This window comes from Pseudomonas sp. UBA6562, assembly GCF_002434265.1.
In the GTDB taxonomy this organism is placed as follows: domain Bacteria; phylum Pseudomonadota; class Gammaproteobacteria; order Pseudomonadales; family Pseudomonadaceae; genus Aquipseudomonas.
Map to the genome: position 1 here is coordinate 93,636 of NZ_DJJS01000003.1, position 26,722 is coordinate 120,357.

The 26,722-nt window shown below is 67.2% G+C and carries 21 protein-coding genes; 15 read left to right on the top strand and 6 right to left on the bottom strand.

From position 1 onward, the window contains the following. The first annotated feature begins 326 nt into the window (after positions 1-326). The 3 genes from B4M43_RS03155 (at position 327) to B4M43_RS03165 (ending at position 5,072) form a co-directional block, all read left to right on the top strand. Positions 327-1,499: an efflux RND transporter periplasmic adaptor subunit gene (locus B4M43_RS03155; RefSeq protein ID WP_296264104.1), complete on the top strand. Its 1,173-nt coding sequence runs from the start codon at positions 327-329 to the stop codon at positions 1,497-1,499. Next, on the top strand, positions 1,500-3,476 hold the full coding sequence (locus B4M43_RS03160; protein ID WP_296264105.1) for a MacB family efflux pump subunit: 1,977 nt from the start codon (positions 1,500-1,502) through the stop codon (positions 3,474-3,476). Between the two features lie 141 nt (positions 3,477-3,617). Further along, on the top strand, positions 3,618-5,072 hold the full coding sequence (locus B4M43_RS03165; protein WP_296264107.1) for an efflux transporter outer membrane subunit: 1,455 nt from the start codon (positions 3,618-3,620) through the stop codon (positions 5,070-5,072). Between the two features lie 123 nt (positions 5,073-5,195). On the opposite strand, the gene B4M43_RS03170 is transcribed toward B4M43_RS03165, so the two are convergent. Then, positions 5,196-6,821, bottom strand: coding sequence for a PvdJ/PvdD/PvdP-like protein (locus B4M43_RS03170; RefSeq protein ID WP_296264109.1), 1,626 nt, complete (start codon positions 6,819-6,821; stop codon positions 5,196-5,198). A gap of 170 nt (positions 6,822-6,991) precedes the next feature. On the opposite strand from B4M43_RS03170, the gene pvdM reads away from it, so the two are divergent. The 5 genes from pvdM to B4M43_RS03195 all read left to right on the top strand — a co-directional run bounded on the left by pvdM (position 6,992) and on the right by B4M43_RS03195 (position 13,573). Then, on the top strand, positions 6,992-8,341 hold the full coding sequence (pvdM, locus tag B4M43_RS03175) for a pyoverdine-tailoring dipeptidase-like protein PvdM (RefSeq protein ID WP_296264111.1): 1,350 nt from the start codon (positions 6,992-6,994) through the stop codon (positions 8,339-8,341). An 8-nt stretch (positions 8,342-8,349) separates the two neighbouring features. After that, a complete protein-coding gene (locus B4M43_RS03180) occupies positions 8,350-9,651 on the top strand; it encodes an aminotransferase class V-fold PLP-dependent enzyme (RefSeq protein ID WP_296264113.1) in 1,302 nt (433 codons plus the stop codon). A gap of 198 nt (positions 9,652-9,849) precedes the next feature. Continuing rightward, entirely contained in the window at positions 9,850-11,499 is a 1,650-nt protein-coding gene (locus B4M43_RS03185; RefSeq protein WP_296264116.1) for a cyclic peptide export ABC transporter, read from the top strand. A 68-nt stretch (positions 11,500-11,567) separates the two neighbouring features. Next, complete coding sequence (locus tag B4M43_RS03190; RefSeq protein WP_296264118.1) at positions 11,568-12,521, top strand: alpha/beta hydrolase; 954 nt, start codon at positions 11,568-11,570, stop codon at positions 12,519-12,521. A gap of 134 nt (positions 12,522-12,655) precedes the next feature. Next, the gene (locus tag B4M43_RS03195; protein WP_296264120.1) at positions 12,656-13,573 is read left to right on the top strand and encodes a siderophore-interacting protein; all 918 of its coding nucleotides are present in this window, start codon (positions 12,656-12,658) and stop codon (positions 13,571-13,573) included. Between the two features lie 81 nt (positions 13,574-13,654). On the opposite strand, the gene B4M43_RS03200 is transcribed toward B4M43_RS03195, so the two are convergent. From B4M43_RS03200 to uraH, 4 genes are all read right to left on the bottom strand, one after another. Beyond that, the gene (locus B4M43_RS03200; protein WP_296264122.1) at positions 13,655-15,052 is read right to left on the bottom strand and encodes an aspartate aminotransferase family protein; all 1,398 of its coding nucleotides are present in this window, start codon (positions 15,050-15,052) and stop codon (positions 13,655-13,657) included. A gap of 134 nt (positions 15,053-15,186) precedes the next feature. Continuing rightward, the gene (locus tag B4M43_RS03205; protein ID WP_296264125.1) at positions 15,187-16,509 is read right to left on the bottom strand and encodes an ATP-binding protein; all 1,323 of its coding nucleotides are present in this window, start codon (positions 16,507-16,509) and stop codon (positions 15,187-15,189) included. Then, a complete protein-coding gene (locus B4M43_RS03210; protein WP_296264127.1) occupies positions 16,506-17,168 on the bottom strand; it encodes a response regulator in 663 nt (220 codons plus the stop codon). The genes B4M43_RS03205 and B4M43_RS03210 overlap by 4 nt, the downstream gene beginning before the upstream one ends. 322 nt (positions 17,169-17,490) lie before the next feature. Next, positions 17,491-17,844 carry a hydroxyisourate hydrolase gene (gene uraH, locus B4M43_RS03215; RefSeq protein ID WP_296264130.1) on the bottom strand — a complete coding sequence of 118 codons (354 nt, stop codon included), beginning with the start codon at positions 17,842-17,844 and terminating at the stop codon, positions 17,491-17,493. A 376-nt stretch (positions 17,845-18,220) separates the two neighbouring features. Here uraH and puuE point away from each other — a divergent pair, with 376 nt between their 5' ends. The 6 genes from puuE (at position 18,221) to B4M43_RS03245 (ending at position 24,434) form a co-directional block, all read left to right on the top strand. Then, on the top strand, positions 18,221-19,150 hold the full coding sequence (gene puuE, locus B4M43_RS03220) for an allantoinase PuuE (RefSeq protein ID WP_296264132.1): 930 nt from the start codon (positions 18,221-18,223) through the stop codon (positions 19,148-19,150). Continuing rightward, complete coding sequence (gene uraD, locus B4M43_RS03225) at positions 19,150-19,665, top strand: 2-oxo-4-hydroxy-4-carboxy-5-ureidoimidazoline decarboxylase (RefSeq protein WP_296264134.1); 516 nt, start codon at positions 19,150-19,152, stop codon at positions 19,663-19,665. The genes puuE and uraD overlap by 1 nt, the downstream gene beginning before the upstream one ends. 111 nt (positions 19,666-19,776) lie before the next feature. Continuing rightward, positions 19,777-20,280, top strand: coding sequence for an ureidoglycolate lyase (locus B4M43_RS03230; protein WP_296264137.1), 504 nt, complete (start codon positions 19,777-19,779; stop codon positions 20,278-20,280). Positions 20,281-20,325: 45 nt separating this feature from the next. Beyond that, complete coding sequence (locus B4M43_RS03235) at positions 20,326-21,648, top strand: urate hydroxylase PuuD (protein WP_296264138.1); 1,323 nt, start codon at positions 20,326-20,328, stop codon at positions 21,646-21,648. A 243-nt stretch (positions 21,649-21,891) separates the two neighbouring features. Beyond that, positions 21,892-23,247 carry a nucleobase:cation symporter-2 family protein gene (locus B4M43_RS03240; RefSeq protein WP_296264140.1) on the top strand — a complete coding sequence of 452 codons (1,356 nt, stop codon included), beginning with the start codon at positions 21,892-21,894 and terminating at the stop codon, positions 23,245-23,247. 404 nt (positions 23,248-23,651) lie between these two features. After that, positions 23,652-24,434, top strand: coding sequence for an outer membrane protein OmpK (locus B4M43_RS03245; protein ID WP_296264141.1), 783 nt, complete (start codon positions 23,652-23,654; stop codon positions 24,432-24,434). 224 nt (positions 24,435-24,658) lie between these two features. Here B4M43_RS03245 and B4M43_RS03250 read toward each other — a convergent pair whose 3' ends face one another. Then, complete coding sequence (locus B4M43_RS03250; protein WP_296264143.1) at positions 24,659-25,579, bottom strand: DUF808 domain-containing protein; 921 nt, start codon at positions 25,577-25,579, stop codon at positions 24,659-24,661. A 482-nt stretch (positions 25,580-26,061) separates the two neighbouring features. On the opposite strand from B4M43_RS03250, the gene B4M43_RS03255 reads away from it, so the two are divergent. Next, positions 26,062-26,673 (top strand): TetR/AcrR family transcriptional regulator, encoded by a 612-nt coding sequence (locus B4M43_RS03255; protein WP_296264145.1) that lies wholly within the window; start codon positions 26,062-26,064, stop codon positions 26,671-26,673. Positions 26,674-26,722 lie beyond the last annotated feature (49 nt).

Here is a 26,722-nt window from a genome sequence, read left to right on the forward strand (position 1 = left end):
CAAAAGCATCGCCCGACAGGGTCGTCGGTGATGTGCTCGAACGTCGTAGCGAAGACTTCACGCCACCGGCCAGCAGGGCCCGATGCATAGCGTTGCAAGGTCATGCCCTCGATCGCCAGGTCATACCTTCTCACAAATGCCGTACGACTACGCTCTTGTACCGCCTATTTTCAAATCCTATGATCGCCTCGCTTCTCGACGCTCACTCCCGCGCTACCCATGGCTTGCCATGACCGCTAAATCGTCTTCCGGCTGCTTCGTCCAATGGGGACTTACGCACGCCATAGCATGGCGCGCGTCTTCGCCTTCCGGCCGGAACCCCCCGCATGAAACGTACATCCACCCTACGCTGCGCACTTATGGTCGTCACCGCCCTGGTGGCACTGGCCTGCCTCGCCGCCTGGGCCAAACTGCCGCTGGGCCAGCCCGCTCCCAGCACCGTGGCGGTGACCCGAGGCGACATCGAAAGCAGCGTGACCGCGCTCGGCACCTTGCAGCCACGGCGCTACGTGGACGTCGGCGCCCAGGCCTCTGGGCAGATCCGCACGCTGGCGGTGGAAGTCGGCGATGTGGTGCACAAGGGCCAATTGCTGGTCGAACTCGACCCCTCCACGCAACAGGCGCGGGTCGATGCCGGACGCTTTTCCATCGACAACCTCAAGGCCGAGCTGGCCGAACAGCGCGCCCAGTTCGAACTCGCGCAGCAGCAGTACCGGCGCCAGCAGGACCTGGCCCGCACCGGCGCCACCCGCGCCGAAGACGTGCAGGCGGCCCAGGCCCAGCTCAAGGTCACCCAGGCGCGGATCGACAAGTTCCAGGCGCAGATCCGCCAGGCCGAGGCCAGCCTGCGCAGCGACCAGGCAGAGCTTGGCTACACGCGCATCTACGCACCCATGGACGGCACCGTGGTCGCCCTCGATGCGCGCCTGGGCCAGACCCTCAATGCGCAGCAGCAAACCCCGCTGATCCTGCGCATCGCCCGGCTGTCGCCGATGACCGTGTGGGCGCAGGTGTCCGAAGCCGACATCGGCCAGGTCAAGGCTGGCATGAGCGCCTACTTCACCACCCTGGCCGGCGGCAAGCGCCGTTGGACCAGCACCGTGCGGCAGATCCTGCCGATTCCGCCGCGCCCGCTCGAACAGACCAGCCAGGGCGGCGGCAGCCCGGCCAGCATCGGCTCCGGTACCACCGGCAGCCAGGTGGTGCAGTACACAGTGCTGCTCGACGTCGACAACCCCGACGGCGCGCTGATGGCCGAGATGACCACCCAGGTGTTCTTCGTCGCCGGCCAGGCCCGGCAGGTGCTGACCGCGCCGTCCGCCGCACTGGACAGCACCGACGACGAGCACCTGCGCCTGGCCCAGGTACTGCGCGACGACGGCACGCTGGAGCGGCGCGAAGTGCGTGTGGGCCTGAGCGATCGGCTGCGTACCCAGGTGCTCGACGGCCTGCGCGAGGGCGAGCGCCTTGTGATCGGCAGCACCGTCAATGGGGGTTGAATGAGCCTGCCCCTGATCGAGCTGCGCGACATCCGCAAGGTCTACGGCGGCGTCGACGCCCCCGAAGTCGAAGTATTGCGAGGCGTCAGCCTGAGCATCCACCCCGGCGAATTCGTCGCCATCGTCGGCAGCTCGGGCTCGGGCAAGTCGACCCTGATGAACGTGCTCGGCTGCCTCGACCGGCCCACCTCGGGCAGCTACCACTTCGCCGGCAAGGACGTGGCCGAGCTGGACGTCGACGAGTTGGCCTGGCTGCGCCGCGAAGCCTTCGGCTTCGTGTTCCAGGGCTACCACCTGATCCCCTCCGGCTCGGCCCAGGAAAACGTCGAGATGCCGGCGATCTATGCCGGCCTGGCCGCCGACGCGCGGCACGCCCGCGCCGCCGCGCTACTGGAACGCCTGGGCCTGGCCAGCCGCACCGGCAACCGCCCGCACCAACTGTCGGGCGGCCAGCAACAGCGGGTGTCGATCGCCCGGGCCCTGATGAACGGCGGCCACATCATCCTGGCCGACGAACCCACCGGCGCGCTCGACAGCCACAGCGGCGGGGAGGTGATGGCCCTGCTCGACGAGCTGGCCGGCCAAGGCCACGTGATCGTCCTCATCACCCACGACCGCGAAGTGGCGGCGCGCGCGCAGCGCATCGTCGAGGTGCGCGATGGCCAAGTGGTCAGCGATTCGGGCCGCAAGCTCGCCTTGCCCAGCGAGCCCCCTGCGGCGACCGAACACCTGCAGGCCGACGACCTGCGCCAACGCCTGGACCGCGGCGCGACCCAGCGCGCCGCGTGGAGAGGCGAGCTGCTCGAATCGCTGCGCGCGGCCTGGCGAACGATGTGGATCAACCGCTTCCGCACCGCGCTGACCCTGCTCGGCATCGTCATCGGCGTGGCCTCGGTGGTGGTGATGCTGGCTATCGGCGAAGGCAGCAAGCGCCAGGTGATGGCACAGATGGCAGCGTTCGGCTCGAACATCCTCTACCTCAACGGCAGGCACGCGACTCTGCGCGAAGCGGCCGGCATCGTCACCTTGGACGATGTCGAGGCCATCGGCCAACTGCCCCAGGTACGACGTGCCATGCCCGTGATCGGCGGGGAGGTGGACGTGCGCTATGGCAATAACAACCAACCGTTCTATGTGGGCGGAAACAACACGCACTTCCCACAGATGCTCAATTGGCCGGTGGTGCAAGGCACGTTCTTCACCGAGGCCGACGAACGTGCCGGCGCCGCTGTGGCGGTGATCGGTCAGAAAGTGCGGGACAAGCTGCTGCCGCCCGGCAGCGATCCCATCGGCCAATACCTGCTGTTGGGCAACGTGCCGTTCCAGGTGGTGGGCGTGCTGGCCGGCAAAGGCGCGATTTCCGGCGACCAGGACAGCGACGAGCGCATCGTGGTGCCCTACTCCGCCGCAGCCATCCGCCTGTTCGCCAAGCACGATCCCGAATACGTGATCATCGCCGCCGCCGACTCCACGCGGGTGTCGGACACCGAGGCGGCCATCGACCGCTTGCTGGTGCAGCGGCATCTGGGCAAGCGCGATTTCGACCTGACCAACAACGCCGCGCTGATCCAAGCCGAAGCGCGCACGCAGAACAGCCTGTCGCTGATGCTCGGCGCCATCGCCGCCATCTCGCTGCTGGTCGGCGGTATCGGCGTGATGAACATCATGCTCATGACCGTGCGCGAGCGCACCCGCGAGATCGGCATCCGCATGGCCACCGGCGCGCGCCAGCGCGACATCCTGCGCCAGTTCCTCAGCGAAGCGGTGATGCTGTCGATGGTCGGTGGCTTGAGCGGCATCGCGCTGGCGCTGCTCATCGGGGCCGGCCTGGTGCTGGCCGATGTGGCCGTGGCCTTCGCCCTGTCCGCCATCCTCGGCGCCTTTGCCTGCGCGGTGGTCACCGGCGTGGTGTTCGGCTTCATGCCGGCGCGCCAGGCTGCGCGCCTGGACCCGGTCAAAGCCTTGACCAGCGAATGAGCGTGGTCCACAGCGTCCCGGTGCGCCACACCGTTTTGGCCCATGACCCAGCCTCGACGCGCCACACCGTTCTGGTCCATGACTCAGCCTCGCCCCTTACACCCTTTCGACCCGCCAACAGCCTCGTCCAGCGAAGAGCCTATGACCCTGCCCAGCCGTATCTGCCTGTTGACCTTGAGCCTGTGCCTCGCCGCCTGCTCCACGCCCTCTGCGCCCGAGGCTGGCATCGAGGCGCCGGCGCGCTGGCAAAGCGCGTCGCCCGATGCGCGCCAGGCCTGGCCCGACCGGCAATGGTGGCAAGCCTTCGCCAGCCCCACGCTGGACAGCCTGGTCGAACGCGCCCGGCGCAACAGCCATGACCTGGCCGCCGCCACCGCGCGGGTGCGCCAGGCCCAGGCCAATGCCGTGGTCGCCGGCGCGCCCTTGCTGCCCGAGGTGCAACTGGCACTGGACGCCAATCGCCAGCACCTGCTGCGCGGCGCGGGCTACGACGGCCTCGACGTCAGCGAGGACTACCGCACCAGCAGCAGCTTCGACGCGGTGCTCAGCACCCGTTACGAGGTGGACTTCTGGGGCGGCGTGCGCGGCAAGCGCGACAGCGCCCTGCGTGCCTTGGAGGCCAGCCGCTTCGACCGCCAGACCGTCGAGCTGACCCTGATCGGCGCGGTCGCCGACGCTTACCTGCGCGACCTCACCCTGGCCGAGCAACTACGCATCGCCCGCCTCAACCTGGACAACGCCAGCGACGTGCTGCGTGTGGTGCAGAGCCGCCAGCAGGCCGGCGCAGCCAGCCGGTTGGAGCTGGCCCAGCAGTCAGGCCTGCTGGCGGCGCAACGGCGCCAGGTGCAGTTGCTCGAACAGCAACGCCAGGACAACCGCGTGACCCTGGCCCTCCTGCTCGGCGAGCCGGTGCAGGCACTGCCCACTAGTGACGAGCGGATCACGGCGCTGGCTTGGCCGCCGCTCGCAGGCGGCATGCCCAGCGAACTGCTCACGCGCCGCCCGGACATCGCCGCCGCCGAAGCGCGCCTGGCCGCCGCCAACGCCGATGTGCGCGTCGCGCGGGCGGCGATGCTGCCGGCCTTGCAGTTGGGCATCGACCTGGGCAGCGGCGCCCGCACCGCCGCCGACCTCTTGCGCAGCCCGTTCTATACCCTGACGGCGGGGCTGGCGGCGCCAATCTTCGACAACGGCCGCCTGCGCGCCGGGCGCGACGTCGCCCAAGCGCGCCAGGCCGAACTGCTGGAAGACTACCGGGCGCGGATCGTGGCCGGCTTCGGCGACGTGGAAAAAGCTCTGAACGCCGTGGCCGGAATCGAGCGCCAGCAGCAGTGGCAGGACCAGGAAGTGCAACAGGCGGAATTGGCCTTCGACCTCGCCCAACAGCGCTACCGCGCCGGCGCCGAAACCCTGCTGGTGGTCCTGGAAACCCAGCGCACGCTGTTCGCCGCCCAAGAACAGCAGGCGCACCTGCGCCTGGAGCGTCTGCAAGGTAGCGTGGCGTTGTACAAGGCGCTGGGCGGTGGCTGGCAGGTGGGTCAACGCGAAGGCACGAAGGGCCAGGCCGGCGCGCCCGATGTGCCAGGCGCCCTTTGAAAGGCGCGCGGACGAGGTCAGGCAAGGCGAAAACCGGTGCAGGCGTCAGGCGCAAGCTGGCGATCCGAATCACCCCGGTGTACGCCTGGGCATGGGCGAGCCTCAGGGCCTTTCAGAAAAAACCTAGAAATCCATCCCCGCCACCGACAGGTGCCGCGCATACCACGGCCGTTTCGGCACGCGTTCGAGCAGCCCGTCGATGCGCTGCTCCTCTTCGGCGAAGATGATGCGCAAGGCCAGCTTCATGGTCTCGACGTCCATCTCCACCGACTTGCCGGGCCGTACGCCGGGCACGCTGCTGCAACCGTGGGTGTCGGGGCCGAGCCAGGGATCGTCCACTTCGACCCAACGCCCCGGCGCGAACCAGGGCACGCCGTTGACCTCGAGCCTGCGCACCTCGCCTGGGTGGAAGCGCTCGTGGGCGGCGAACCAGTCTTCGATACGGTCGTCGATCCAGCCGTGGAAACGCCAGAACACCGGGTGGACGTGGGAAGAGAACGGATCGCCGAGAAAGTCGTTTTCGGCGGCGAACCAGCGCGGCGCGAAGTCGTCCTGGGTGCGGCCGTAGGGCACCGGCACGCCGTTGGACGGATCGCGTGGCACCGCCGCCCAGCGCATGTGCAGCCAGTCGTGCAGGCCCAGCTCCATTTCCGAGCCGAACTGGCCGAGGGTCAGCTTGGCCAGGTAGCGTGGGTCGCGGTACTGCGACTCCCACAGCGCGAAGTTGGCCTGGAAGGTCTCCTCGCGCTTGATGCCGCTGACCCATTCGCTGAATTCCTCGTCGTCTTCGGCCACCCAGGTGGGCGGTACCGAACAACCGTCGAGGTTGTCGAAGTAGGCGGCGAAACCCTGGCGATCACGCTCCAGCGCCGGTTGCGGCAGCGGAAAATGCGTCCACGACGGCAGCGGCTGCAAGGCGCGTGCGTGGGCGAGCATGTTGCGGTGCATGAAGAAGAAGTCTACGCCCGAGCCGTTGCGGTCCTTGTGCCGCCCGCGAGCGTCGCGTTCGCGTTCGCGCGGGCCGGGCTGCCAGCCCAGGCCGCGCAGGCTTTCGCGGCGCTGCTCGGGCAGTTTGTGCCATTTGTCGCGGCTGGCGTGCCACAGCTGGTGGAACAGACGGTGTTCGGGGGCCGTTAGCCAGTCCAGCAGCGGCGCGGCCAGGGCGATGCGCTGGCGCGCTTCGGGGAGGCGCTGCTTGGTGGCGACGAAGCGGTTGTCCTGCTCGGGCAGGGCCAAGGGGCGGGTCAGGTCGATCAACTGCCCGGTGAAGGTGTCGCTGCCGGCATTGCCGAAGGCGGCCCAGACCTCGTCGACCAGCACGGTCATCTCATAGCGTGGCGCGGACTGCCCTTCGGGCACCAGGCGCCAGTACAGGCGGCCGCCGTCGTCCTGGCGCAGATCGCCGATCACTTGGTAGCGCGGGCTTGCGGCGCTGCGCAGGCGCTCAGCGCCGTCCAGGCAACCGCGCACGCCACGTCCGCGGGCGGCGATGTCGAGAAACAGCTCCAGGTCCTGCTCGGGCAGGCCCGGCAGACCGGCTTCAGCGCCGTACAGGCGCAGGCGCCAGATGCCGCGCAGACGGTTGGCCAACTGCTGCCCGGCGACGTCGGTGAGGTCTACCGTGGCCTCGCCCGGGGTTTCCGGCGGCTCGTCGGGGCGGGCCAGTTCGCGATGGCCGTAGTAACCGGCGGGCACGGCAGCGCCTACCAGTGCGGCCACAGCCATGAACCCTCGTCGAGAAATCGTCATCCAGCCACCTGCGTTCGCGCCTTCGAGCGTGCGTCATCCCAGCAAGAACGTATGCGGCACGGGCAAATTTAGCGGTTGGGCGCCCCACCGCCGGGCTAATTTTCCATGCCGACGCTTCGTCCCTCCCTGGTAGCCCAAGCCCGGCATTCGCCACCCGCAGCGAGACAGCAATGACACGACCACGCTGGAAGAAGATCCTCTACCTCGGCCTGCCCCTGGCCGCGCTGATCGGCGCGGGCGGCTACTTCGCCTGGCGTTGGTTGGACCCGGCAGCGGCCTACCCGCACCAGGTGGTCGAGCAAGCCAACGAACTGCAAGCGCGCATCGTCTCGTTCGACAGCCACATCACCTTACCGATGAGTTTCGGCGTGCAGGGCAACGAGGCCGACCGGGACGGTTTCGGCCAGTTCGACCTGGCCAAGGCGGCCAAGGGCCGACTGTCGGGCGCGGCGCTGACGGTCTTCGGCTGGCCGGAAATCTGGAACGGCCCCAACGCCCCGCACCGCCCTACCGCCGGTTTCGTGGAGGAAGCGCGCAACCAGCAGGAAGTACGTTACAAGGCCATCACCGGCATGATCCGCGACTTCCCCAACCAGGTCGGCATCGCCTACACCCCCGACGATCTGCGGCGCCTGCACGGCGAGGGCAAGTTCGCCATTTTCATCAGCATGCTCAACGCCTACCCGCTGGGCCACGACCTCGGTTCGCTCGACACCTGGGCCGCACGCGGCATGCGCATGTTCGGCTTCAACTACATCGGCAACAACGACTGGTCGGATTCGTCGCGCCCGCTGCCGTTTCTCAACGACTCGCCCGACGCGCTGGGCGGCCTGTCGGACCTGGGCAGGCAGGCCGTGCGACGGCTCAACGACCTGGGCGTGATCATCGACGTGTCGCACATGTCCACCCCGGCCCTGGAGCAGGTGGCGGCGCTCAGCCGTGCGCCGATCGTGGCCTCGCACTCGGTACCGCGGGCCTTCGTCGACATTCCGCGCAACCTCAGCGACAAGGAAATGCGCCTGATCCGCGACAGCGGCGGCGTGGTGCAGATCGTGGCGTTCTCCGCCTACCTCAAACCCTTGACGGCCAAGACCCAGGACAAGCTCAACGCCCTGCGGCACACGTTCGGCCTGCCGCCGCTGCCCAACCAGGCCATGGCGCTGATGCCGGGCGACCCGGTGATCGCCGCCTGGAGCGAGCAGCAGTTCGGCAGCTACGCCAGCCAGCTGTACGCCATTCTCGACGAAGAACCCAAGGCCACGCTCAAGGAATTCGGCGACGCCATCGACTATGCCGTGCGCAAGATCGGCATCGACCACGTCGGCATCGCTTCGGACTTCAATGAAGGTGGCGGCATCGAAGGTTGGAACGATGTCGGCGAATCGCGCAACGTCACCGCCGAGCTGATCCAACGCGGCTACTCCGAAGCGGACATCGCCAAGCTCTGGGGCGGCAACTTCCTGCGCGTCTGGGCGCAGGTGCAGCGCGCCGCCCAACCTACTCCGCCCTCACAGCCGTGACCGATGCCATGACCGACCGCCGTACTTTCCTCAAACACGCCAGCGTGCTGGCCATGGCGTTACCTCTGGGCAGCGGCCTGGCGGCCTGTGCCGCACAGCCGCAGACGCCGCAGACGCCGGGGGAGCAGGCGCCCGACCCTGACAAGTGGCGCCACTTGCAAAGCCTGTTCAGCCTCGACCCGGACTACCTGCACTTCGCCAACTTCCTGCTCACCGCCCACCCCAAGCCTGTACGCGAAGCCATCGAGCGCCATCGCGCCTGGCTGGACCGCAACCCCAGCCTGGCCATGGACTGGGACCGCGAGGAAACCTGGCGCCATGAAGCCCAGGTGCGCGAGTGGGCCGGACGCTACCTGGGCGCCAAGCCCGGGCAGATCGCTCTGACCGGCAGCACCACCGAAGGCCTGGCGATGGTCTACGGCGGCATCCACGTGCGCCCTGACCAGGAAATCCTCACCACCGCGCACGAGCACTATTCGACCTACTACAGCCTGGCCTTCCGCAGCGAGCGCGAGGGCACCCAGGTACGCAAGATCCGCCTGTTCGAAGACCCGGCGCAGGTCACCCAGGAAGAAATCCTCGCCAACATCGACCGCGCCATCCGCCCCAACACCCGCGTGCTGGGCATGACCTGGGTGCATTCGAGCAGCGGCGTGAAGCTGCCGGTGGTGGAGATTGGCGAGCTGGTGGCGCGGCATAACCGTGGCCGCGCCGAGGACCAGCGCATCCTCTATGTGATCGACGGCGTACATGGCTTCGGCGTCGAAGACCTGAGCTTCGCGCGGATGAACTGCGACTTCTTCATCGCCGGCACCCACAAATGGATGTTCGGCCCGCGCGGCACCGGCATCATCTGCGCCCGCAGCGAAGTGCTGGAACACCTCACGCCCTCGATCCCGACCTTTTCCGAGGACACTAACTTCGCCACGCGCATGACCCCTGGCGGCTACCATGCGTTCGAGCACCGCTGGGCGCTGGACGAAGCCTTCAAACTGCACCTGCAACTGGGCAAGGCCGACGTGCAGGCGCGCATCCACCAGCTCAACGGCTACCTGCGCGAGCGTCTGGCGGCGGATGCGCGGGTGCACCTGGTGACGCCGCGCAGCCCGGCGCTGTCGTCGGGCTTCACTTTCTTCACGGTCAAGGGTCGCGGGTGCGACCAGGTGGCAGCGGCGCTGATCGCACGCAAGGTCAACATCGATGCGGTGAGCCGCGACGTGGGGCCGGTGATCCGCACCTCGCCGGGGCTGCTCAACGACGAAGCGCAGATCGACCGGTTGATGGTCGAGCTGGAGCGGGCGCTGGCCTGAGACTTGCCCCGGCATGGCGGCGGGCCCATTGCGTCGTCGCTCGGGCCGGGCGGCACCGGCAGGCAACACCGGGCGGGGCCGCCAGCGCTGCACTCGCGGTGCGTTAAATCCACCTGCGGATCAAACGTTCATCTACTACCAGGCCGCCCGGCCCCCACCCGCCCCTGGCAATCGCCAGCTTGCGACCGAGGTAGTTCCATGTCCGCACCACCGCGCAGCGCCCTTCAAGAACTGATGACCCTGCTGCGGCCCTACCGCTGGATCGTGACCGGTTCCATCGTGCTGGGCGTCCTCGGCGGCGTGAGCATCACGGCGCTGCTGGCCACGGTCAACCGCGGCCTGCACAACGCCGACGGCCTGAGCGGCGGCGTGATCCTGGCGTTCGCCGGTTTGTGCCTGGTGGCGTTGCTCAGCGGCATCGCCGCCGACATCGGCACCAACCTGGTGGGGCAGAAGGTCATCGCGCGCCTGCGCAAGGACCTGGGGGCCAAGGTCCTGGCCGCGCCCATCGAGCAGATCGAGCGCTACCGCACCCACCGCCTGATCCCGGTGCTGACCCACGACGTCGACACCATCAGCGACTTCGCCTTTTCCTTCGCGCCACTTGCGGTGTCGTGCACCGTAGTACTGGGCTGCCTGGGCTACCTGGCCACGTTGTCGCTACCGATCTTCGCCATGACCGTAGTGGCCATCGGCATCGGCTCGGCCATCCAGTTCATGGCCCGCAACAAGGGCGAACGCGGCTTCAACGAAGCGCGCGACGCCGAAGACCACTTGCAGAAACACTATTCGGCCATCGCCGAAGGCGCCAAGGAACTGCGCATCCACCGCCCGCGCCGCCATGCGATGTTCACCCGCAACATCCAGGGCACCGCCGACCACATCTGTGACACGCACATCCGCTCGATCAACATCTTCGTGATCGCCAAGAGCCTGGGTTCGATGCTGTTCTTCGTGGTCATCGGCCTGGCCCTGGCGATGCAGTCGCTGTGGCCGAGCAGCGACCCAGCGGTGATCAGCGGCTTCGTGCTGGTGCTGCTGTACATGAAGGGCCCGCTGGAAAACCTGATCGGCAACCTGCCCATCGTCAGCCGTGCGCAGATCGCCTTCCGCCGCATCGCCGACCTGTCGGAGCGCTTTTCCTCGCCCGAGCCGCACCTGCTGCTCGATGACGTACGCCCGCCGGCCGTAACCCTGGAACGCCTGGAACTGCGCGGCGTGGAATACGCCTACCCGACGGTCGAAGGCAGCGCCGCCTTCCGCGTGGGGCCGGTGAACCTGGACATCGCGGCCGGCGAGATCGTCTTCATCGTCGGCGACAACGGTTCGGGCAAGACCTCGCTGATCAAGCTGCTGCTGGGCCTGTACGTGCCAAGCAAGGGCCAGGTGCTGGTCAACGGCGTGCCGGTCGAGGCGGCCGGGCTGGACGACTACCGGCAGTTGTTCACCACCATCTTCGCCGACTACTTCCTGTTCGACGACCTGATGCAGCCCGACCAGCGCGTGCCGCAGGATGCCACGCGCTACCTGGAGCGCCTGGAGATCGCGCACAAGGTCAGCGTGCGCGACGGCGCCTTCACCACCACCGACCTGTCGACCGGCCAGCGCAAGCGCCTGGCCCTGGTCAACGCCTGGCTGGACCAGCGCCCGGTGCTGGTGTTCGACGAATGGGCCGCCGACCAGGACCCGGCTTTCCGCCGCATCTTCTACACCGAGCTGTTGCCCGAGCTCAAACGCCTGGGCAAGACCCTGATCGTGATTTCCCACGACGACCGCTACTTCGACGTCGCCGACCATGTGGTGCGCCTGCAGGCCGGGCAAGTGCTGCGTGAGCCGGCCTTGGCCTGATCGACGTTTTTTCTGCCGGGGCCACACGGGCCCCCTATTGGCCATCCGATTACAAAGAGGACACCGCAATGCCGCTGGACCCCGACCTGGAAGGTTTTCTCGAACTCGCCGAGCTGGGCCGCCTGAGCGGCAAGCACAAGCCGCTGCACGCGCTGGGCGTGACAGAGGCCCGTGCGACCTTCGAGTCGAGTTCGCAAGTGCTCGACCCTGCGCCACCGGCCGCTGTGGCGGTCAGTCAGCACTGGATCGACACCCGCGACGGCGCGCGCCTCGAAGCCCGCCTGTATCGGCCTGCCGGCAGCCCGCACGCGCTGCCGTGCGTGCTGTATTTCCATGGTGGCGGGTATGTGGTGGGCAGCCTCGATTCGCACGACTCGATCTGTCGACGCCTGGCCGCCGTGTGCGGGCACGCCGTGCTGGCGCCCGCCTACCGTCTGGCGCCGGAGCATGTGTTCCCGATAGCCGCGCAGGACGCCGAAGACAGCGCCGCGTGGCTGGTCCGGCATGCGCCGACGTTGGGCCTGGACGGCGACCGCGTGATCGTGGCCGGCGACAGTGCCGGCGCCACTCTGGCCACGGTGCTGGCCATCGGCGCGGCGCGAGGCGCGCTCGCGGCAGGCTTCGCGCCACGGGCGCAACTGCTGTTCTACCCGGTGACGGATGCCTCACGAACCCGTCCTTCACATGCGCGCTTCGGTGAAGGTTACCTGCTGGAAAGCGACACCCTGGAATGGTTCTACCAGCACTATTTCCCCCACCCCGAGCAGCGCCGCGACTGGCGCGCCTCGCCGCTGCTGGCCCACGCCCTGCCCGCGCTGGCACCGGCCTACCTGAGCCTGGCCGAGTACGACCCGCTGTACGACGAAGGCTTGGCCTATGCCGAGCATCTTCGGGCCAGCGGCACGCCGGTGACGCTTCTCACCCAACACGGCCTGACCCACGATTTCCTGCGCATGTCCGGCATCACCGGGCAGATCGACGGCGTCTACAGCCACCTCGCCGATTGGCTGGACACGCTGTAGATGCGGTGCGCGGCGCGATGGTCATACGCCGCGCTGCGTCTCGCGTCGCCTGGCTGAGCGGCTGTGGTGCGTTTGGCTGAAACGCAATGCCGGCCGGCCATGCCCACGCCTACTCGCCACACAGGAGCTCTGTCATGTCCACGACACCCGTACAGCCGCCCAGCGGCTACCGCACCTTCGACCTGACCCTCAAGCGCCGCATCGCCCTCAGCCCTTCCCTGTTGCGCCTGGTGTTCACCGGCGCCGACGTCGCGCAGATGAGCACCCTCGCCCCCGATCAGCGGGTCAAGCTGCTGTTTCCGGCTGCCGACGGTTCGCTGCCGGCCCTGGACCCGAGCCTGCACTGGAGCGAAGCCCGGCGCCGCTTGCCCCCTGCGCAGCGACCGCCGATGCGCACCTACACCATCCGCTCGTTGGATCGCAGAGTCCTGGAAGTGTCGGTGGATTTCGTCCTGCACGGCGTCAACGGTCCGGCCTCGGCTTGGGCGACCCAGGCACGACCGGGGAACCGCCTGCAGATGATCGCGCCGAACCTGGCTTTCGTCGGCGATCCGGGCGGTTATGAGTGGAAGCCGCCCCAGGGTCTGCGACGTCTCCTGCTGGTAGGCGACGAAACCGCGCTGCCGGCCATCGCGGGCATTCTCGAACAACTGGCCGACCAGACCAGCACGGCTCAGATCGAGGCGTTCGTCGAAGTGCCGTTGGCCGAAGATTGCCTGCCACTGCGGCTGCCGAGCGGGGCACGCTTGCATTGGCTAGCGCGCGATACGCTGCGCTGCGCACAGGGCCAGGCCATGCGCCAGGCGGTACGCGAGCGGGCCTGGCTGCCAGCAATGCAGTGGAGTGCCGAGGGCGAGCTGGACGACGTCGATGTCGATCGCGAGATGCTTTGGGAACAGGCCAGCGCCAACGACGGCGCCTTCCATGCCTGGGTGGCCGGGGAGTCGGCGACGGTGATGGACATTCGCCGTTTTCTGATCAAGGAACGGGGTTTGGACCGTGGATGCCTGAGTTTGATGGGCTATTGGCGTGCAGGACGAGTACTGGATTGACGGGCCGCACCAGCACAATCGGCTGCGGACCCAGCCTGTAGCGCGATGAGGCCGACCTGGCGGCCGACCTCATCAAGGGCCTCAGCCCGCCAGCGCGGCGTGCACGGCCTGGGCGAAGCGCTCGGCCACCTCGTCGACCTGCTCAGCGGTGATGATCAGCGGCGGCAGGAAACGCACCACCGCACCATGGCGCCCACCCAGCTCGACGATCAGGCCGCGGCGCAAGCATTCGCGCTGTACCTTCGGCGCCAGCAGACGGCACACCGGCGGATGGCCCTGGGCGTCGGGCGTGCCCCGCGGGTCGACCAGTTCCACACCGAGCATCAGACCGCGACCGCGAATGTCGCCCAACTGCGGGCAGTCACGCTGCAACTGGCGCAGGTGGCCACAGAGGCGCTGGCCCATGGCCTCGGCATGGGCGGCCAGATCGTGCTCGACCAGGTAGTTCATCACCGCGGACCCTGCCGCCATGGCCATCTGATTGCCACGGAAGGTACCGGCATGGGCACCCGGCCCCCACTGGTCGAGCCAGTCGCGGTACACCACCACCGCCAGCGGCAGGCTGCCGCCGATGGCTTTGGACAGAGTCACCACGTCGGGCACAATGCCGGCGTGTTCGAAGGCGAACATCTTGCCGGTGCGCGCGAAGCCGCTCTGGATCTCGTCGACGATCAGCGCCACGCCATGCTGCGCGGTGATGCGGCGCAGGCCCCGCAGCCACTCGACGTCGGCCGGGATCATGCCGCCTTCGCCCTGCACCACCTCGACGATCACCGCCGCCGGCAGTTGCACGCCGGCCTCGGGGTCGCTGAACAGGGTTTCCAGATAATGCAGGTTGGCGCGCACGCCGGCCTCGCCGCCCAAGCCGAACGGGCAGCGGTAGTCGTAGGGGTATGGCAGGAACTGCACGTTGTTGTTGAGCAGCGCGCCCAGCGCTTTTTTCGGACCCAGGCTGCCCATCAGGCTCAAAGCGCCTTGCGACATGCCGTGGTAGGCGCCCTGGAAGGCCAGCACGGTGCTACGGCCGGTGGCGATGCGCACCAGTTTCAGCGCGGCCTCGACCGCGTCGGTGCCGGTTGGGCCGCAGAACTGGATCTTCGCTTCGCGGCGCAGGCCTTCGGGCAACAGGGCGAACAGGTCCTGGACGAAGCGGTCCTTGACCGGCGTGGTGAGGTCGAGGGTGTGCAGCGGCAGCTCGTCGCTCAGCACCCGCTGGATCGCTTCGATCACCACCGGGTGGTTGTGGCCCAAGGCCAAGGTGCCGGCGCCGGCCAGGCAGTCGATGAACTGGCGGCCTTCGACGTCCTCGACATGGATGCCCCGGGCACGCTTGAGCGCCAGCGGAATGCGCCGCGGATAACTGCGGGCGTTGGACTCCTGCTGTTGCTGGCGCAGCAGCAGCGGCGAGTCGGTGAATTCGTACAACGCCTGGGGCGCACTGGCCGGCAGGACGTGGGCAAGGCTCGAAGCGGTGGACATGGCAAGGCCCTCACAAGCGTGCGTTTGATTCCCGCCCAGCCCAGTAACCGGATCTGTGCGGGGCAATGCTTGGAGAACGCTTAGGCGCCGGGTGGATTTAGCGCCTGTGAGGGGTTTTCGCAGCCGCCACCCGCTCAGAGGCTGCGCGCGGGCAACTGCAACGAGACGCGCAAACCGTCTTCGCGGCTGTCGAAGCGCAAACGCCCGGCGCAGCGCTGGACGATCGCCTCGACGATGGCCAGGCCCAGACCGCAGCCGCTGCTGTGGCTGTGCCGCCAGAAGCGTTCGGTCAGGCGCTGCAGGTCGGCGGCGGCGATGCCCGGGCCATGGTCGCGGACCACGAAGCCGACCTGGTCGTCGATCATGCGCACGTCCAGCTCGATCGGCGCCTGCGCGCCACCATGGCGCAACGCGTTGTCGAGCAGGTTGCGCAGCGCGGTAACGGCCAGGGGCGCGGGCAGGCCCAGGTAGGTGCGCGCCGCCTCGTCGGGCAGGCGCAGGTGGATGCGTTGCTGATGGTCCGGGCCAACGTCATGCATGGCCTGACGGGCCACCTGCTCGGCGCTGCACTGCACGCCGTCGTCGAACGACAGGCTGCCCTCCACGCGCGCCAACATCAGCAGTTGCTCCAGCGTCCGGTGCAGGCGGTCGGCGCCTTGCTCGGCGTGCTCCAGGGCCTGTTCGCGCACCGCGCCGTCGGTCATGCGCGCCACTTGCAGGTGGGTCTTGACCACGGTCAGCGGGCTGCGCAGTTCATGGGCGGCATCGTCGGTCAGGCGCCGCTCGCGCTCCAGGGTCTGGGCGATGCGGCGGAACAGCTGGTTCTGCGTGTCGAGCAGCGGTTGCAGCTCGCTGGGCAAGCCCTCGACCTGCAACGGCTCGACGCTGTCGGCGCGGCGCTGGCGCAAGGCGTCGCGCATGCGGTTGAGCGGCGCCAGCCCCTTGCCCAGGCCGATCCACAACAGCCCCAGGCTGCCCAGCAGCGCCATCAGCACGGGCGCCGAAGCGACCAGCAGCACCGAGCGGTTCAGCGCCTCGCGCTCCTGGTGACGGTCGGCGGTGGTGATGCGCACGTCGCCATGGCTGTAGGTGAAGCTGCGCCAGGCGGCGCCGTCGATGGTCTGGTCGTGGAAGCCGGTGCCGCGCTCGTCGAGGCTGGTGTCGTGCTGGTGGTTGCTGGCCAGGATCTCGCCGCGCAGCGAGGTGACCTGGCAGGCCATGCCGTCGGGCACGCTGAGCTGGTCGGCGGCGATGTGCGCCGCCTCGCCCTTGACGCCGAGCGGCTGCGGCAACTGGTCGATCAGCCCGGCGACCATGCGCGCCGAGGCCACCAGGCGCTGGTCGAGGGAGAACATCATCTGCTGGCGCAGGTCGCACAGCATCCAGGCCGCAGCCAGCGCCCAGATCAGCACGAAGACGCTGCCCAGCCCCAGGGACAGCCTTAAACGCAGGCTCATGCGGCCGGCCCCAGACGGTAACCCAGCCCGCGCACGGTTTCGACGATGCCGCTGCCGAGCTTGCGCCGCAGGTGGTGGATGTGCACGTTCAGGGCGTTGCTCTCGACCTCGTCGTTGAAACCGTAGACGCAATCCTTGAGGTGTTCGCTCGACAATACCCGCCCGGGGTTGTGCAGCAGTGCTTGCAGCAGGGCCTGCTCGCGGCGCGACAGATCGACCGGCGCGCCGTGCAGGAAGGCCTCGCAACTGCTCGGGTCGTAGCGCAGCGCGCCGTGTTCGATGACGTTCACCGCACGGCCGGCGGCGCGGCGCAGCAAGGTGTGCAGGCGCGCAGCCAGCTCGCGCAGGTCGAAGGGTTTGAGCAGGTAGTCGTCGGCGCCGGCGTGCAGGCCATCGACGCGGTCGGTGACGGCGTCGCGGGCGGTCAGCACCAGCACCGGCAGGGCCTCGCCCTGCTGGCGCAGGCGCCGTAGCAGGGCGAGGCCGTCTTCGTCGGGCAGGCCCAGGTCGAGGATCATCACGTCGAACCGGGCGGTGTGCAGCATGTGCTGCGCAGCGGCGGCGGTGGCGACACGGTCGACGGTCAGACCCTGCGCGGTGAGGCCGGCGCAGATGCCGCTGGCGATCAGGTCGTCGTCCTCGCAGAGCAGTACGTGCATGGTGGGTATTCCGGTAAAAGGGGTGGCATTGCACAGGGGCTGGATTAAGGGGGAATTATGGCCTGTGCCGTGGCGCTTGTGTGCCTCCTCGGAAGCGCCTGGTCGGCGGCCCGTACGGCAGGCATAAAAAAGCCCGCAGTGTGCGCGGGCAAGTACCTACGAAGAACGACGGCGCCGGTGCTAGGGTCTGTATGAAAAGTCTTGAGACGCCGGGCAGGCAAGGCGAAAACAGGCGAGGAAGCGGAGCGTACTGTAGTACGTGAGCATTCTGAGTCTGTTTTCAACGCAGCATGACCAAGTATCAAGGCTTTTCGTGCAGAGCCTAGCTGCCGCGATAGGTCGAGTAGCTGTAGGGCGAAATCAGCAGCGGCACATGGTAGTGGTCCTGCGCGGCATCGATGCCGAAGCGCAGCACCACCACGTCGAGGAAAGCCTGTTCGGGCAGCGGCGTGCCGCGGGCACGGTAGTAGGCGCCGGCGGCGAACTGCAACTGGTAGACGCCGGTGCGGTAGTCGTCGCCTTCGAGCAGAGGGGCGTCGACGCGGCCGTCGCTGTTGGTCACGGCACTGCGCACCAGTTCCAGGCGCTGGCCTTCGACGCGGTACAGCTCCAGGGTGATGGCGCTGCCCGGGCAACCGTGCGCAGCGTCCAGTACGTGTGTGGTCAAGCGTCCCATCGGCTCAGCGCCTCTTGTCGAATGGTTTGGGAAGGATCAGGGCAGCGTGGGCGTGAACGGTACGCGACGCTGTCGGTGGCGCTTATTAAGGCAGCCGGCCGGAAGATTGTACACAATTTTTTGTTGAATTCCTGACACCCATCGCTGCACAAGATATTCCGACGAGCACAATAAATGCGCTATGACCCTAGACAATACCTGACCAATCAGGCAACTTTAGGCCGCCTGTCCCAACGCCTCCGTCAGGTCGATGCCGGGAAAAAACGGGATTACAAAGGATTTCAAAACTTGTATACAATCAGCTCATCCGGTGGTGCGACATCCCGACGCGGGTTCGCCCATCTCGTGCACTGAACGAACAAGAAGGAAGACTGCAGTGAGCGCTGACTACCCCCGCGACCTGATCGGCTACGGCAACAACCCTCCCCACCCGCACTGGCCGGGCAACGCCCGCATCGCGCTGTCGTTCGTCCTCAACTACGAGGAAGGCGGCGAGCGCAACATCCTGCACGGTGACAAGGAGTCCGAAGCCTTCCTCTCGGAAATGGTCGCCGCCCAGCCGCTCCAGGGCCAGCGCAACCAGAGCATGGAATCGCTCTACGAATACGGCAGCCGCGCCGGCGTATGGCGCCTGCTCAAACTGTTCGAGGACACCGGCGTGCCGCTGACCGTCTTCGCCGTGGCCATGGCGGCGCAGCGCCACCCCGACGTGATCCGTGCCATGGTGCAAGCCGGCCACGAAATCTGCAGCCACGGCTACCGCTGGATCGACTACCAGAACATGGACGAGGCCCAGGAGCGCGAGCACATGCTCGAAGCCATCCGCATCCTCACCGAACTGAGCGGCGAACGTCCGCTGGGCTGGTACACCGGCCGCACCAGCCCCAACACCCGGCGCCTGGTGATGGAGGAAGGCGGCTTCCTCTACGACAGCGACACCTACGACGACGACCTGCCCTACTGGGAACGCAACAACCCCACCGACAAGCCGCACCTGGTGATCCCCTACACCCTGGACACCAACGACATGCGCTTCACCCAGGTGCAGGGCTTCAACTGTGGCGAGCAGTTCTACCAATACCTCAAGGATGCGTTCGACGTGCTCTACGCCGAAGGCGCCGAGGCGCCGAAAATGCTCTCCATCGGCCTGCACTGCCGCCTGGTCGGCCGCCCGGCGCGTATCGCCGCACTCAAACGTTTCGTCGAGTACGCCAAGGGCCATGAGCAGGTGTGGTTCGCCCGCCGGGTCGACATCGCCCGCCACTGGCACGCCACCCACCCGTTCGTGAACGAAGAGAACGCCTGATGACCGCCTTCAAGACCCTCACTCCGTCGTCCCTGGACCGCGAGGCGTTCATCGCCACCTTCGCCGATATCTACGAGCATTCCCCGTGGGTCGCGCAGCGTGCCTTCGACCACGGCCACGTGAGCGAGCTCGACGACGTCGAGACGCTGCACAAGCGCATGAGCGACGTGCTGCTCGGCGCCAGCCGCGCCGAACAGCTGGCGCTGATCAACGCCCACCCGGACCTCGCCGGCAAGGCGGCGGTGCAAGGCGAGCTGACCGCCTCCAGCACCGCCGAGCAGGCCGGCGCCGGCATCCACCAATGCACGCCCGAAGAGTTCGCACGCTTCACCGCGCTCAACGACGCCTACAAGGCACGCTTCCAGTTTCCGTTCATCATGGCCGTGCGCGGCAGCGACCGGCACCAGATCCTCGCCGCCTTCGAAACGCGCCTGCACAACGATCCTGACACCGAGTTCCAGCAAGCCCTGGTACAGATCAACCGCATCGCCCTGCTGCGCCTGTCGCAGCTGTAAGCCTGAAGTTCGATACCGTGAAACACCCTGCGGCCCGGTGCGTGAAGCGTCCGCCCCGCCGCAGGCCAATGCCTTACCCTTACGACAATCACAAGACAGAGAACAAAAAGCATGCGCACCCTGACGATCGAGCCCCTGACCCAAGAAGCCTTCGCCCCGTTCGGTGACGTGATCGAAACCGATGGCCGCGACCACTTCATGATCAACAACGGCTCGACCAGGCGCTATCACCAGCTCGCGACCGTCGACACCGCCGAGCTGGGCGACAAGGCGATCATCAGCATCTTCAGCGCCGAGGCGCTGGAAATGCCGCTGACCATCCGCATGCTCGAACGCCATCCGCGGGGCAGCCAGGCTTTCATTCCGCTGCTCGGCAACCCCTTTCTGATCGTGGTCGCGCCCATTGGCGATGAACCTGTATCGGGTCTGGTCCGCGCCTTCCGCACCAACGGCAGGCAGGGCATCAATTACCATCGCGGCGTCTGGCACCATCCGGTGCTGACGATCGAAAAGCGGGATGACTTCCTGGTGGTTGATCGCAGTGGTGTAGGCCACAACTGCGATGAGCATTACTTCACCGAGGAGCAATTGATGGTCCTCAGTCCCAACCAATAAGAAAGGGTCGGTCATCGTCCTGGTGACCGGCATGAGGTACTTACTGTGGAAGCACACCTTCACGAGTGGCTGAACCTGAGCGTGCGTTGGGTTCACATGATCACGGGTGTCGCCTGGATCGGCGCGTCGTTCTATTTCGTCTGGCTGGAAAACAACCTGGATCGGCGTACGCCCCGCGAGGGGCTGTCGGGCGACCTGTGGGCGATCCATGGGGGCGGCATCTACCACTTGGAGAAATACAAGCTGGCCCCGCCGAAGATGCCGGACAACCTGCACTGGTTCAAATGGGAGGCCTATTTCACCTGGATGTCGGGCATCGCCCTGCTCTGCGTGGTGTTCTACTGGAACCCGACGCTGTACCTGCTGGCTCCCGGCAGCACGCTGTCGGGCCCCGAAGGCGTGGCCATCGGCGTGGGCTCGCTGGTCGCCGGCTGGTTCGTCTACGACCTGCTCTGCGATTCGCCCCTGGGCAAGCGCCCGATGCTGCTGGGCGGCGTGCTGTTCGTGCTGATCATCGCAGCCTGCTGGGGCTTCAGCCTGGTGTTCAGCGGCCGCGGCGCGTACCTGCACACCGGCGCGATCATGGGCACCATCATGGTCGGCAATGTGTTCCGCATCATCATGCCGGCCCAGCGCCAACTGGTCGCCGCCATCGAGCAGAACCGCGCGCCCGACCCGCTGCTGCCGGCCAAGGGCCTGCTGCGCTCGCGGCACAACAACTACTTCACCTTGCCGGTGCTGTTCATCATGATCAGCAACCACTTCCCGAGCACCTACGGCAGCCAGTACAACTGGCTGATCCTGGCCGGCATCGCCGTGGCCGCCGTGTTGATCCGCCATTACTTCAACACCCGCCACGACAGCCACAAGTACGCCTGGACCTTGCCCGCCGGCGCCCTGGCGATGATCTGCCTGGCCTACGTCACCGCGCCCAAGCCGGCGCCGACCAGCCCTGAACAGGCGGCCGTGAAGTACCAGCCGCTGCCGGCCACCGCCGTCGGCGGCAAGACGGCCGCCGAGCGCCGCGCCGACGAGGCCGAGCAGGCCAAGCAAGCTGCGGCCGCGCCTGCCCAGGCACCGGCCGAAACGGCGCCCGGCACCAGCAGCGGCAGCGTCGCCCAGGTGCACGAGGTGATCCATCAGCGCTGCACCGTGTGCCACTCGGCCACCCCCACCAGCCCGCTGTTCAGCACCGCCCCCGGTGGCGTGCTGTTCGACACGCCGCAGCAGATGCATGCCCAGGCCGCGCGCATCCAGGCCCAGGCCGTGGCCAGCCAGATCATGCCCTTGGGCAACATCACGCAGATGACCGTCGAGGAACGCAAGTTGGTCGGCGACTGGATCGCCAAAGGCGCGCCGGTCGAGTGAAGCGCACCCGTCGCACGTAAGCCGTAAGCCCTGAGCGATACGCAAGCACCGCGCCCCACGCTGGGGCCGCAGCCTCCAAGCACTCCCTGGAGGTTGCGGCCCACGCGCGTCGCCTCTGTTTGCCAGCCGCCTGCAACAAGCAAGCATCGAGCTTCGGGCGCGCGCGTCCAGCCTTCCGACGAAGCTGGCCGCCCGCCGCCCGCCGCTTGGATCCGAGAATAAAAACAAGACTCGAGGTGCTGCATGTCCACGTTCCGCAAGGCCGCCGTCCCCCCGGCGCCGCCCCGCCAACCCCTGCCCGCCTTCCAGCTGTTCCTGGTCGGTCTGCAACATGTGCTGCTGATGTACGGCGGCGCGATCGCCGTGCCGCTGATCGTCGGTCAGGCGGCGGGGCTGTCCCGTGAAGACGTCGCCTTCCTGATCAACGCCGACCTGCTGGTCGCCGGTGTCGCCACGATCGTGCAGTCGTTGGGCATCGGCCCGGTCGGCATCCGCATGCCGGTGATGATGGGCGCCAGCTTCGCCGCGGTCGGCAGCATGGTGGCCATGGCCGGCATGCCCGGCGTCGGCTTGCAGGGCATCTTCGGCGCGACGATCGCCGCCGGCGCCTTCGGCCTGCTGATCGCACCCTTCATGTCCAAGGTGGTGCGCTTCTTCCCGCCGCTGGTCACCGGCACGGTGATCACCTCCATCGGCCTGTCGCTGTTCCCGGTGGCGGTGAACTGGGCCGGTGGCGGCCAGCAGGCCGAGACCTTCGGCTCGCCGCTGTACCTGATGGTGGCCGGCCTGGTGCTGGCGATCATCCTGCTGATCCACCGTTTCATGCGGGGCTTCTGGGTCAACGTCTCGGTGCTGCTGGGCATGGGCCTGGGTTACGTGCTGGCCGGCAGCCTGGGCATGGTCGACCTGTCCGGGCTGGCGCAGGCGCCGTGGTTGCAGGTGGTGACGCCGCTGCACTTCGGTATGCCGACCTTCAGCCTCGCACCGGTGCTGTCGATGTGCCTGGTGGTGGTGATCATCTTCGTCGAGTCCACCGGCATGTTCCTGGCGCTGGGCCAGGTCACCGACCGCGAAGTCACGCCCGGCATGCTGCGCCGCGGCCTGCTGTGCGATGCCGGCGCCTCGTTGGTGGCCGGGCTGTTCAACACCTTCACCCACTCCTCGTTCGCGCAGAACATCGGCCTGGTGCAGATGACCGGCGTGCGCTGCCGTTATGTGACGGTAACGGCCGGGGCGCTGTTGATCGGCCTCAGCCTGCTGCCCAAGGCCGCCTACCTGATCGCCTCGATTCCGCCGGCGGTGCTGGGCGGCGCTTCGATTGCCATGTTCGGCATGGTCACCGCCACCGGCATCAAAATCCTGCAAGAGGCCGACATCGCCGATCGGCGCAACCAGTTGCTGGTGGCGGTGAGCATCGGTTTCGGGCTGATTCCGGTGGTGCGCCCCGACTTCTTCGCGCAGCTGCCGGCCTGGATGGCGCCCATCACCCACAGCGGCATCGCCATGGCCACGCTCAGCGCGCTGGTGTTGAACGTGCTGTTCAACATCCTCGGCGGGGCGGGCCGCGATGCGCAGCGCCAGGCCTGCCACCACCCCTGAAGCCAGGATTGCCGCCGGCCAGGCGCGGCCGGCCAGGTGCCATGCCGGCGGCGACAACCTGACCGAACGATCAGTCGTGCGCTTTCGCGTGCCAGGACGGCGCGCTTGAGGGTCCACGCGCAAGCCAGTAATCTGCGCGCCCCTCGAACAGGACGGTACGGATTCCGTCTGCCTCGCTCACCGGTTGCCAGGCGTAGCGGCACGACGGAGCGTAGCCTGCGAGCGCACCTTGAGCCCCTCTTCATCCGTGCCCCAACGGCACCGAGCAGCGGGCGACGCGGCATCCCGACCCGATGCCGCGCCGTGTGCGATGAAGTGCGGCCCGGGGCTGCGAGTTGACCTAAAAGACAAGAAACGGTGCCAGTCGAGCGCCGCCACCCGACCCAACAGGAGCGACATCCACCATGCGTACCCTCAACAGCCTGATCCTTGCCGGCGGCTTGCTGACCTGCGGCGCCAGCGTCGCCGGTGACCTGCTGCAGTGGCAGAGCAACAGCCTCACCTACCTGTGGGGCAAGAACTTCAAGGTCAACCCCGACACCCAGCAGACCTTCACCTTCGAGCACGCCGACGGCTGGAAATACGGCGACAACTTCTTCTTCATCGACCGCATTTTCTACCAGGGCAAGAAGGACGCCAACGTCGGGCCCAATACCTACTACGGCGAATTCACCCCGCGCCTGTCGTTCGGCAAGATCTTCGACCAGGACCTGTCGTTCGGCCCGATTAAAGACGTGCTGCTGGCCATGACCTACGAGTTCGGCGAGGGCGACAGCGAGTCGTACCTGATCGGCCCGGGCTTCGACCTGGCAGTGCCGGGCTTCGACTACTTCCAGGTGAACTTCTACAAGCGCACCACCGACGGCAGCCGGCCGGGCGACGACGTCTGGCAGATCACCCCGGTGTGGGCCTACACCCTGCCGCTGGGCTCGTCCAATCTGCTGATCGACGGCTACATGGACTGGGTGGTGGACAACGACGAGAACCGCCGCGGCACCTACCACGCCAACCTGCACTTCAACCCGCAGATCAAGTACGACCTGGGCAAAGCGCTCAAGCTCGGCGAGAAGCAGCTGTACGTGGGTGTGGAGTACGACTACTGGAAGAACAAGTACGGCATCAAGGATTCGGACGGCTTCACCACCGACCAGAACACCGCCAGCTTGTTGGTGAAAGTGCACTTCTGAGGGCAGGCGCGCTTGCTCGGGATTCGCCAGGCGGGCAAGCGCGCCATCGATGGTGCGGTCATAGGGCGTTTGGACGAGGCCTCCCCGCGGTTTGGCGGGGCCGGGTCAAGCGCAGCCGGGCTGCGTCGGGCTCGGCCAGGCTGGGTTGCTCCGCCCGGTCGACCTTGCACGGGCCGCGCGTGAGCTGGCCGAGCCTTTTCCGACCTGTCCGGACGGCTCGAGCCTCACTTGGCCGGTTCTTCCTTGCGGGCCGTGCCCACGACCTTGCTGACAGCACCCACCCCCACGGCGGCGATCATCCCGGCGATGGCACCGATCACGCCATAGGCGAACATCTTGGCCACCACCGCCCAGCCGCCCAGATCGCCCACCAGCGTTTCCAGGAAGTGTTCGATCGGCTGGATGCCTTCGGCCACGAAGGTGCCGCCGACCAGGAACATCGCCACCGTGCCGATCCACGACAGCGCCTTCATCAGCACCGGTGCCGAGGCCACCAGCGCGCCGCCGATCTTTTTCAGCAGTGTGTTCTTGGCCTTTTGCAGCTTGAAGCCCACGTCGTCCATTCTGACGATGCCGGCGACCGCGCCGTAGACGCCGGCCGTCATGGCGATGGAGATGACGATGAGGGTCACGATCTGCTGCATCAAAGGCGCGGCCGCCACCACGTTCAAGGTGATGACGGTGATTTCCGCGCTGAGGATGAAGTCGGTGCGGATGGCGCCCTTGACCTTGCGTTTCTCGTAGGCCGCCAGCGCCTCCGGAGTTTTCGGCACGGCCTTGGCTTCGCGCGCCTCGGCTTCCTCACCACCGCGCTGGAGCTTTTCCTTGATCGCCTCGAAGCCTTCGTAGCAGAGGTAGATGCCGCCAGCCATCAGCAGCCATTTGACCGACCAGGGTGCGAAGGCGTTGAGCAGCAGCGCGCACGGCACCAGGATCGCCTTGTTCAGCAACGAGCCCTTGAACACCGCCCAGACCACGGGCAGCTCGCGGTCGGCGCGCATGCCGGTGACCTGCTCGGCATTCACCGCCAGGTCGTCGCTGAGCACGCTCGCGGTCTTTTTCGCCGCCACCTTGCTCATCAGGGAAATGTCATCGAGCAGTGCGGCGATATCGTCCAACAATGCGAAGAAACTGCTGCCAGCCATGTGTGTGCGTCCTGAGTCGATTGATGCGGTGCCCGCAAACCCCGTGGCCGGCCAGGCCCAGCGCGAGCCGGTGCCTGGCGGCGAGGGAATGGGATACAGACCGAGCGGGCACCTAGGAGTTCTGCGCCGTAGCTGCCGCGCTTGCGCCGGCCACGCGGTGGCAGGCAACGATAGACCGATGCGTCAGCGGCTCCGCGCCTGCCCATCAACGCGCTGAGCATCGACCGGGCTGCAAGGCCTGTGCTCGCACCAGCAAGCCGCCGGTTCGAGCTGCTGAATGAGCTGGCGAATAGCGCTATCGCCATTGCAAGCTCCCGCAGCGAGACGCTGAACGGACTGGGGGGTATCGCCATTGAGGTCGCAAACGCCCATGCCAAGGTAATGGCCGGGCTGCCGGGCACCGCCTTGAGCGCGCTTCCGGCACGGTGCTACCATGCCGCCCCCGCTTGCCGAGGTAGGCCGATAGAGGAAGTGTCCGGACCATGAGCACCATTCGTGAGCGCAACAAGGCACTGATCCTGCGTGCGGCCAGCGAGGAGTTCGCCGACAAGGGCTTCGCGGCCACCAAGACCAGCGACATCGCCGCCAAGGCCGGGCTGCCCAAACCCAACGTCTATTACTACTTCAAGTCCAAGGACAACCTCTACCGCGAGGTGCTGGAAAGCATCATCGCGCCAATTATGCAGGCCTCCACGCCGTTCAACGCCGACGGCGACCCCCAGCAGGTGCTCAGCGCCTACATCCGTTCCAAGATCCGCATTTCCCGCGACCTGCCGCATGCGTCGAAAGTGTTCGCCAGCGAGATCATGCACGGCGCGCCGCACCTGTCGGCGGCCCAGGCCGAGCAGTTGAACGCGCAGGCGCGGCACAACATCGCCTGCATCGAACAATGGATCGAGCGCGGACAGATCGCGCCGATCGATGCGCACCATCTGATGTTCAGCATCTGGGCGGCGACGCAGACCTACGCGGATTTCGACTGGCAGATCTCGGCGGTGACGGGCAAAGCGAAGTTGGCCGACAGCGATTACGAAGCGGCGGCGCAGACCATCATTCGCCTGGTGCTCAAGGGGTGCGAACCGGACGCCGGCTGAGGGCACGACTTACCGCTGCCTCCCTGTGGGAGCGGCTTCTGCCGCGATG

What these genes read in the sequence shown, in the direction of transcription:
- B4M43_RS03155 (WP_296264104.1), top strand. Translation starts at nt 327, where the DNA reads ATGAAACGTACATCCACCCTACGCTGCGCACTTATGGTCGTCACCGCC.
- B4M43_RS03160 (WP_296264105.1), top strand. Translation starts at nt 1,500, where the DNA reads ATGAGCCTGCCCCTGATCGAGCTGCGCGACATCCGCAAGGTCTACGGC.
- B4M43_RS03165 (WP_296264107.1), top strand. Translation starts at nt 3,618, where the DNA reads ATGACCCTGCCCAGCCGTATCTGCCTGTTGACCTTGAGCCTGTGCCTC.
- B4M43_RS03170 (WP_296264109.1), bottom strand. Translation starts at nt 6,821, where the DNA reads ATGACGATTTCTCGACGAGGGTTCATGGCTGTGGCCGCACTGGTAGGC.
- pvdM (WP_296264111.1), top strand. Translation starts at nt 6,992, where the DNA reads ATGACACGACCACGCTGGAAGAAGATCCTCTACCTCGGCCTGCCCCTG.
- B4M43_RS03180 (WP_296264113.1), top strand. Translation starts at nt 8,350, where the DNA reads ATGACCGACCGCCGTACTTTCCTCAAACACGCCAGCGTGCTGGCCATG.
- B4M43_RS03185 (WP_296264116.1), top strand. Translation starts at nt 9,850, where the DNA reads ATGTCCGCACCACCGCGCAGCGCCCTTCAAGAACTGATGACCCTGCTG.
- B4M43_RS03190 (WP_296264118.1), top strand. Translation starts at nt 11,568, where the DNA reads ATGCCGCTGGACCCCGACCTGGAAGGTTTTCTCGAACTCGCCGAGCTG.
- B4M43_RS03195 (WP_296264120.1), top strand. Translation starts at nt 12,656, where the DNA reads ATGTCCACGACACCCGTACAGCCGCCCAGCGGCTACCGCACCTTCGAC.
- B4M43_RS03200 (WP_296264122.1), bottom strand. Translation starts at nt 15,052, where the DNA reads ATGTCCACCGCTTCGAGCCTTGCCCACGTCCTGCCGGCCAGTGCGCCC.
- B4M43_RS03205 (WP_296264125.1), bottom strand. Translation starts at nt 16,509, where the DNA reads ATGAGCCTGCGTTTAAGGCTGTCCCTGGGGCTGGGCAGCGTCTTCGTG.
- B4M43_RS03210 (WP_296264127.1), bottom strand. Translation starts at nt 17,168, where the DNA reads ATGCACGTACTGCTCTGCGAGGACGACGACCTGATCGCCAGCGGCATC.
- uraH (WP_296264130.1), bottom strand. Translation starts at nt 17,844, where the DNA reads ATGGGACGCTTGACCACACACGTACTGGACGCTGCGCACGGTTGCCCG.
- uraD (WP_296264134.1), top strand. Translation starts at nt 19,150, where the DNA reads ATGACCGCCTTCAAGACCCTCACTCCGTCGTCCCTGGACCGCGAGGCG.
- B4M43_RS03230 (WP_296264137.1), top strand. Translation starts at nt 19,777, where the DNA reads ATGCGCACCCTGACGATCGAGCCCCTGACCCAAGAAGCCTTCGCCCCG.
- B4M43_RS03240 (WP_296264140.1), top strand. Translation starts at nt 21,892, where the DNA reads ATGTCCACGTTCCGCAAGGCCGCCGTCCCCCCGGCGCCGCCCCGCCAA.
- B4M43_RS03245 (WP_296264141.1), top strand. Translation starts at nt 23,652, where the DNA reads ATGCGTACCCTCAACAGCCTGATCCTTGCCGGCGGCTTGCTGACCTGC.
- B4M43_RS03250 (WP_296264143.1), bottom strand. Translation starts at nt 25,579, where the DNA reads ATGGCTGGCAGCAGTTTCTTCGCATTGTTGGACGATATCGCCGCACTG.
- B4M43_RS03255 (WP_296264145.1), top strand. Translation starts at nt 26,062, where the DNA reads ATGAGCACCATTCGTGAGCGCAACAAGGCACTGATCCTGCGTGCGGCC.